Raw genomic sequence first — 7946 nt, 5'->3', positions numbered from 1 at the left:
GGTGATTAAATTTAATTTAGAGTAAATACTTTAATTTTACCAATTATCTACTAATAAATAGAAACATGGCAGGGATCTTGGTTTATCGAAAACTTGCATTTTTCAATGTGATCACACTTCAAATAAGATCATGCGATTATTATATTTTCTCTTCATTATTAATAAGAGATAAATAGTTGTTTCTTCATTTAAACGTTTGCCCTAAATATAATCATTTAAATTGTTATGTTATTAAATAACAATTTATATGATTTAGGTATACCTAAAAACTAACATGCGAGGTTAACAGGATGAAAAGAAAGACAGCAATTACTGCCTTTCTTGAATAGGGTTATTCAGCGGTCAGTGTCAGCGTGACACCGGAACTCGCTTCATAGCCGTATAAATCAATATGCCAAAGCCCTTTTTTCGGATTTGTAATGACACATTCTTCAGAGTTGGATATGGCATTTGACTCACAATCGAATACGGTTGCTGTCGACTCCTTTTCATAGGTTACGTATAGGTCTACATCACCCAAGCCACCTTCTGCCTTAATCGTCATTTTTGAATAGCCTTCACCCAATTCTTGTGTGTAGTGCTTCCACTCGTTCAAAGGAATGGAAATATCACTTACTGCTTCACTAAGTGATGCTGGCTTTTCCGATGTTGGTATTGCTGCTGGACACTCACCTACACCAACCGCACACCACGCCGTTTCAACAGAGTGCTTTGCACGTTGACCATATAGGTCAGCCGCCGCTTGAGCTGTTGCCGTACGAGCTTCAGGGAAATTAGTGTTTGGACCCATGTAGGTGTTGAGAGCGCGGTAAAATACTTTTTCCGCTTGAAGTAAACCAATACCATCAACAACCGCGTCCGACTTGCCACGTGGATGGGAGCCGCCATCAACTAACAAAACATAGGCAAGGTTTGCAATACCTGAGTTCAGGTGAACCCAACCATTGTCATTAAGCCTCTGATCTGGATTTTTTACAAAAGGTCTGCGCTCTGGATACCAGTCTTTAGAGCGCCCATCTTTAGTTGGATTATTCATATAGCGCAACGCTTGCCCAGGCGTTTGATACAGTTCGTTACCTAGCAACCAAGTAGAGGTTGTTTTGCCATTTTTGTACGCTTCTGCGGAGATCCCTAGAATGTCGGCCCACGCTTCGTTTAACGCGCCTGATGCGTTTTGATAAATCAAATCGGCAGTAGAATCGATAACGCCATGAGTAAATTCGTGACCAATGACATCGAAATCTGTTGTGTAATCAGCGCCTGTGCTGGACTTACCGTAGAACATTTGCCCTAAATACCAAGCCGCATTCGCTTCATTCAGATCCACACTCGAAATCATCGTCATATCGCGATCATCTAAACCCTTTCGATTATGTCTCTCTTTGTAATAGTCATATACTGTCGACGCACCATCATGTGCTCGTTGAGCCGATATATTATTGCCACAGTCTTCTTGGTTAGCGCAAAGTAGCCTGCCTGGTCCGCTGAAATAGTCTCCTCCATCTAACGTGTGTGTTTTCCAGTTCTTAGCTCGATGGATTAATGTTTCACGGGACAATATTTCATGAGTAAGCGCATCTACGTACACCAGATCGTGTCCGAAAGAATGCCCAGATCCTTGGAAGAATTTAACTTCCATACGCCAAGCTAATTTCGTATCGTCAATATCGCGAAGATACACGTAAGCCAGCTCTGGCTCTGTCACGACATCGCCAATGCTTTCAACGACCGATTTTGCTTGTATACCGCCATCATTGCTCATACGTATAGGTGCAAATGTTGCGGGTGAAGTTGTCGGAACCGCGACCGTTCCTGACACGGCGTAGATAGATTCATTCGCAGGAGCAAAACCTTTTCCAAGTGTGACATCGGTATGCAACGTAATTCGGCTGTTGTGTACCTTAATACCATCAATGGTTTGGTTAAATACGGTGTGCTTTTTGCCAAGTTCGTCGACCCATTGGCGCTCTACAACAAATTCTTCGTTACCTGTGGATTTGTAGGAAGGGGTATTTGCTAGGTAGTGCTTCAATGTTTCCACATCAGCATTAAGTTGTGCGGCACCCAATGCACCAACTGCAAACGTAGGGCGTCCAGATTCAGTGATGTTATTAATATCCACTTGTGCAAGTGCAGTCGTTGGTAAAGCCATACCGACCAGCAAGGGAATAAGTCCAATTTTAGTATTCATTCTTTTATCCTTATTGCTATTTGGGTCCTAAATTTTGAGAAAGTAGGACTGCTAATCTTTTAATTATTTATGAGTGTGCCTGTAAGGAATACAACTCAATTTCTAAGTGACTATTCTTTTATTACTTGGCGTTGAAGCCTTATTCTTTATTGGCTTGCTAACCAAGTGATTATTATTTTATAAAACGTGAGTTTTATTACAAACGTCTCTAGTCGGAGGTTATTCTGGTACTTGAAATTTGAATGAGAATATGTGTGCAAGAAAATTTTCTTAGCAATATTATTCGGCAGGACTTGATAGTATTGGAGTTCAGTTTTGTTGATAAATAAGTTACTAGCGTAGACTTACCAGATGACAAGAGTTGCAAGGAATGAATGTGAGACAATATTAATAGCGATGAGAATGTTTAGCTAACTATATGTATTTTAGGTATAATTTAACATGTTTCGATGAGCTTAAGATTAGAGTTAATGCTCTAACTTATTGATTGTTAATAAAACTGACTTTTCTTTTAGAAAGGTGAATAAAGATCGTCATTTTCAATAAATAATACTAGGTGAAATGTGATCGTAATTCAGGTGAGAGATTTTAAATTTATTTTAAATTGAGTGAGTATTGAATTTAAATCTATGTATTTAATATTATTATCTATAATTTTTAGGATGGTATGTAATAACATTTCAACAATTGGATTATTACCATTACATAATTTAATGGAAAGTATTAGATTTATTATTTAATTAAAAGGAAAAATCCCAGATCATGTTTCAAACCGGTCCTAAAGACTTTGATTTTATGTTTGCAACATATATAGGAAATTGTATTGTCTCTTGCACTTCACTTAGAACAATTTATTGTCTGCCTTCTCGATACCAAATTCATGTTCAGGCACCTTCCCAAGCCTAGACAACTAAAAATGATCACTTTCTTGATTTGTTTATCGGATACATACCACTGGATTCCATCTCGCATAATCTGGGCTCTGTCTCGCATAATATTGGTATCTGTGGTTTTGCCTCAAGAAAGGTGACCCCCTTTAATTTACAACCATTGTTAAAAAACCAAGATGTATTGGAGTCACTGGGTTTGGAGAACCCACCCATATTACGAATTCAATATTGCGCCTCCATTCTTGATTCCAGTCACTTTTCTTTTTGAATTCCCCTGTAACTCTCTACCTAAAGGCTTAGGCTGTGATATATTCTTGCCCTTTAAAACTATCGATGCAGGTCTTACTATGTCGTTTAACCTTTCGCTCCTTCCTTCTGAAGAGAAAAATGAAATAGAAATCGACAAGCAAGCTTCGTTTTTGGTGTGGAAAATCAAGCAAGCTCAGGCGGGTCCTGAAGTACTGGTTGAGCACAAATCGAAACTGAGGCTGGAATCAGAAGTCGAGTTATTCGAACAGTCGGTAGCAAAATATAAAAGAGTTATGGGTGTGGCTTAGTCGCCCCATTGTATAACCTAACAAAGCCAAGCAAATCTTGCTGAATCTAGCATCTTGACTTGGTTTGGGTATACAATCTTTCGCATTAATTGAATCAGAGAGAACATCCCGATGGGAAGAAGTTTTGAAGTGCGCAAAGCCTCTATGGCAAAAACTGCAGGCGCAAAAATTAAAGTCTATTCCAAATACGGTAAAGAAATTTACGTATGCGCGAAAAACGGTGGTTCAGACCCAGACATGAATCTGTCGCTTAAACATCTGATTACCAAAGCGAAAAGAGACCAAGTGCCAGCGCACGTAATCGATAAAGCCCTTGATAAAGCGAACGGTGGTGGCGGTGAAGATTACCAACCAGCGCGCTATGAAGGTTTTGGACCTGGCGGTACAAGCGTGATCGTAGATTGCCTAACGGATAACGGTAACCGTACCTTCCAAGATATTCGCCAGTGTTTTGTGAAAACCGGCGCGAAAATTGGTGTTGAAGGCTCTGTTTCTCACATGTTCGATCACCAAGCAGTATTCCAGTTTAAAGGCGACGATGACGAAATCATCTTAGAAACACTAATGATGGACGATGTAGACGTTACCGATGTTGAGTTGGAAGACGGTGTGATTACAGTCTTTGCGCCACATACTGAATTCTTTAAAACGAAGACAGCTCTAACAGGCGCATACCCTGATTTGACCATGGATGTAGAAGAAATTACGTTTGTCCCACAAACGCACACGCCAGTCGCAGGTGAAGATGCAGAGAAGTTCCAAAAATTCTTGGACATGCTAGACGAGTGTGACGATGTACAGCAGGTTTACCATAACGCTGAACTGTAATATCAGCCTTAATTGATAGAAACCGAGCCTAAGTGCTTAATGCCGATTAGTTAAGAGAAAAATGATGGGTTGAACGATCCTCCAAAGATGCCAAAATCCGAGTGTTATTTTAACACTCGGATTTTTTATGTTTCTTAAACAAGTCCTTAGCCTAGTCCATAACTTCTCTCACTTGCCTTCATTTTAATGTCCAGATTCAAAGTCATTAACCTGATTTCTGTGCTTTTACTTAATGCGAATAATACCCGATAGAGGATCCTACCGGGCACGATTGGGTTTGATTTCAATGCTGTCGTGTTTTGACCGAATCAAACGATGTGTCTTTCGTTCGCCAATTTGTCATTGTCACGTTCATTTCATCGAATTCAAATAGTGTGAAGGTACGGGTTGCGAACACCGCTATCGTAAAAGGTTATTGCTCAGCCCTGCCGCTCCTTCATTTGCGTTAAACTGAATGTCTTCAAAGCTTTTGGTTGGGATGTGGATGTTATTGTCATTTAGATAAGCTGACACTTCACTAACCTTGTCTACGATGGTGTAGATCACTTTGATTTCGTTCATCTGTACACCTCCCTGAACCCCAAACTCTCCCTTTATGTCAGAATGGATCGGCTTAATGTTGAACTCGGAAGGTTCGAATCCATACATAATGGGAAACTCCTCCTGGACAAGTTGTTTTTCCGCTGGCGCAAGTCCGTTGAATCGAACAACACGGTTGTTATTTAAAGCGAGCTTTCCGCGAGCCACATCCGCGACTTCGCTCTGAATTCCATCCAGAGGTGCGTACGCGTTACCCGCTTTAATATCGTCAATAATGCTAGGGGATACAGAGTATTGCTTTAACGTTAACTCGTTCTCAATCGCTTCATTTGTCGCGACGTCTATATTGAACTTCGCTGCTCGGCTCGTGTTCGTTGCATAGTCGTAGGCTGAGCCTGCTTCATCAAGTGTGACGACAGAAACTAGGTTTCTATTGGCGGCATTTTCCGCCAACGAGTTTCCTGCTTCGCCAGAAAATGGAAATACGCGCTTTTCAATGAGTTGGCCCATTGGCTCAATAGCGCCATTGGTCTCCGAACCTAGCTTGAACGTCAGTAAACTGGACGATCGGCTACCATGGAAGTAGTTAGCGCCATTGGAATCAGCAATGAGTTTACGCTTGTCTATGCTGTAACCATCTTCAATTGTACTGGCTGTTGGAATGACATTAGGATCAATGGCACTTAGTTTTAACTTAAAGCCTCGTTTCCCACCGCCTAACAAGCCGCCCTTATCGAGGAATTGGCGACGATTGGTCACGGGATCCGTTGTCTCTACTATTCTGCTGTTGGCAATATCCCGCCCGGATTCAAAGTTAGTTTCAATAAACGTTCCAGAAGGTGTACGCCGCATAGCGACAACTCGTTTGGTGTCCGTCAAACGTACAATGTACAGCTCTTGTTGCGTTTGAGGGTGGGTAACCACCACGGGGTTATCTCCAACGTTCAATCGATCGTACTCAGCTGGAACACTCGATTCAATGATGTCTGCTACATTGCCTGTTGGGTGTAATTGAGATGCGGATGTCTTTATTGATCGGCTCAGTTTTTTGGCGGCGGGAAAGATGCTAGCGGCAAGGAAACCGCTGTCTAATCCGGCACCAAGTGCCCCTTTTTTTCGTTCGGCTTCTGTGTCGCCTGTAACAGCTTTGTTGATGTTTAACCCCAAACTGGTTGCATTTAAGATAACCAGATCGAGCGGAATACTGATTTCAGGTTCGACGATTTGCATGGCAGGGAGTAAGTTTATAATTGCGCCTATGGTCCTTAGGGCGGTATCACGAGTGACTTCGCTGTTGGACTTAATCTGCATGTCACCGTCGCTGATGTTTCGAGCCATAACCGCTTTCGCAACGCTTTGGAAAGTGTCTTCGTTAATACGAGAATGCTTTGTCATAATATAGCTAGACGCCCATTGACCATTCGCGATCCCTTTTAGGGCGCTATTGACCCCTGAATATGAGGTGCCATCCTGACGATCGTAGATACTAAAGTGCTCTGCTAACGCGGTTCGATTCGCTGTACTTTTAAGGTCAGTAACCAGTTTTCCTCTTAGTTCTGTTAGCGAGGAGACTTCGATAAAGGGTTCTTTAGCCCCAGGAATATAAAGGAGATTACTCCCCTGGTTAGTGGAGGGCTCGATCCATAAAATGTCAGGGGAAGAGTAACCATAAATATCCATATGATAGATATTGACGGAAGCGTTATGGTTTAAAACGTCCTGAATCATCGTCAGTGCAGAGTGTGAGATTTGGTTTTTCTGGAATGCGCTATAACCTGAAACTCTGAATGCGTCTTTAGATGCTGAAACAAACTTTCCAAGGTTATTGTTCCAGAATTTTTCTACTTCATCATCAAATTGTGTTTGTAAATCGGCATCCCAAACCGTTTTGGCTACGTCTTTTGGGGAGACTCTCACTAGGTTGGTGCTGTCGTAGATTTTTGCGCCAGCGCCAACGGTATAAAATCCGCTTACTGAATTTAATACATCAGGCGAGCTTAAAGAGAAGGTATCAATTAGGGCTGCTTGCGTCATTGTCATGGCGTGTATAGGGGTGAAATGATCCCAGCCTAGGAAGTTGTGAGCAGAGCGCCCTTCTTCACCGAAGTACACGTAGAACGTACCGTCCGGATCAATTTCTGGGTATTTTTGCTTGAGTACTTTCCGTGCAATATTCGCTGGGTCAGGAATGTCGGCCAGTAAATCGGCGTAGTCCGTCAACGCGTGCGATTTCCATAACGCGCTTAATTCTTGATTTTGGCGTTGCAGCATAGAGGTTTCGACAATCGTGGAATTGAGTTCATTCCCAGTCAGAGAGGTCGCGATTGATGGCGTTGATATCAATACAGGCGCGATAGTTAGGCTGTAAACAATGGATTTGTATATAGAAGAAGTTTTGAACACTTTCATCACCAATTTCAGTTCGATTAAAAATACAAACGACAGACAGCTTTTGTAGGCAAACGGTTATTAACTATCTGGTTATATTTGATTAATTTTTTAGGTTACATGCATTGGAGAGAGTATAGGGTTATTGAAATGACTCAATGGGAATGATCCCATTAATTGATCTTCTTTCAATTTATAAAATACTATTTTCTATTTCCGATTTTATCTGTCTATTGTGATTTTGTTTCCACACTCAAGTCTAATTGTAATGATTACCATCAATAGAGTGCGAGTTGATATTTACATTAAAAATGTCAATTTTATTATTAAGTTACTGATCTATGGAGTAAGTAATATTAATATTAAACACGCTTTATCACAGGGATAAGTAATTTGAGTTCTGGATAAGAATGTAAAGTAGGGAGCGCATTACGCGTTCTAAGATCAGGTCATTCGACCAAGAGCGAGTTTAACTGTCTTTCATACTGCGTTACCGATTCTTGATTTAGAATGACTAGGGTCTGTTGACCTTTCGTGGTTAAATTTTGTTCG

General features: G+C 41.2%; 4 protein-coding genes. 2 read left to right on the top strand and 2 right to left on the bottom strand.

The features are described 5' to 3' along the window. Positions 1–331: 331 nt before the first annotated feature. A complete protein-coding gene (locus VPNCDNU1_RS01615) occupies positions 332–2191 on the bottom strand; it encodes a M4 family metallopeptidase (RefSeq protein ID WP_104398729.1) in 1860 nt (619 codons plus the stop codon). Positions 2192–3428: 1237 nt separating this feature from the next. Between VPNCDNU1_RS01615 and VPNCDNU1_RS01610 the strand changes: the two genes are divergently transcribed. Both VPNCDNU1_RS01610 and VPNCDNU1_RS01605 read left to right on the top strand, forming a co-directional pair. After that, on the top strand, positions 3429–3638 hold the full coding sequence (locus tag VPNCDNU1_RS01610; protein ID WP_104398728.1) for a DUF3283 family protein: 210 nt from the start codon (positions 3429–3431) through the stop codon (positions 3636–3638). A 111-nt stretch (positions 3639–3749) separates the two neighbouring features. Beyond that, positions 3750–4466 (top strand): YebC/PmpR family DNA-binding transcriptional regulator, encoded by a 717-nt coding sequence (locus VPNCDNU1_RS01605; RefSeq protein WP_101111804.1) that lies wholly within the window; start codon positions 3750–3752, stop codon positions 4464–4466. 399 nt (positions 4467–4865) lie between these two features. On the opposite strand, the gene VPNCDNU1_RS01600 is transcribed toward VPNCDNU1_RS01605, so the two are convergent. After that, a complete protein-coding gene (locus tag VPNCDNU1_RS01600; RefSeq protein ID WP_145959427.1) occupies positions 4866–7409 on the bottom strand; it encodes a dermonecrotic toxin domain-containing protein in 2544 nt (847 codons plus the stop codon). Between the last annotated feature and the right edge of the window lie 537 nt (positions 7410–7946).

This window comes from Vibrio penaeicida (assembly GCF_002933855.1).
In the GTDB taxonomy this organism is placed as follows: Bacteria; Pseudomonadota; Gammaproteobacteria; order Enterobacterales; family Vibrionaceae; genus Vibrio; species Vibrio penaeicida_A.
This window is presented reverse-complemented; position numbering and strand designations above follow the sequence as displayed.